Origin of the sequence: Stenotrophomonas sp. YIM B06876 (assembly GCF_030711595.1) — a bacterium.
GTDB lineage: Bacteria > Pseudomonadota > Gammaproteobacteria > Xanthomonadales > Xanthomonadaceae > Stenotrophomonas.
Map to the genome: position 1 here is coordinate 298 of NZ_JAUJUJ010000358.1, position 530 is coordinate 827.

The following is a 530-nucleotide window of genomic DNA, read 5'->3' on the forward strand; positions in this document are numbered from 1 at the left end:
TCAACGAGGCGTACCTGATGCACACCTCGACCAGCCCGCAGTACAGCATCATCGCCAGCTGCGACGTGGCCGCCGCCATGATGGAGCCGCCCGGCGGCACGGCGCTGGTGGAAGAGAGCATTCTGGAGGCGCTCGACTTCCGCCGCGCCATGCGCGAGATCGAGGCCGAGTTTGGCAAGGACGACTGGTGGTTCAAGGTCTGGGGCCCCGACAACCTCGTGGACGAAGGCATTGGCCGCGCCGAGGACTGGATCATCCGGGCCGACAAGAAGGGCAAGAAGAGCGGCAACAAGTGGCACGGCTTTGGCCAGCTGGCCGACGGCTTCAACATGCTCGACCCGATCAAGTCGACCATCGTCACGCCGGGCCTGAGCCTGGATGGCAAGTTCGACAAGACCGGCATTCCGGCCTCCATCGTCACCAAATACCTGGCCGAGCACGGCGTGGTGGTCGAGAAGACGGGCCTCTACAGCTTCTTCATCATGTTCACCATCGGCATCACCAAGGGCCGCTGGAACACGCTGCTGACC

The 530-nt window shown here is 63.8% G+C and carries 1 pseudogene; it reads left to right on the forward strand.

Features of this window, described 5'->3' with window-relative positions:
* A pseudogene (locus QZH66_RS17275) lies at positions 1-530 on the forward strand (lysine decarboxylase); the annotation flags it as partial.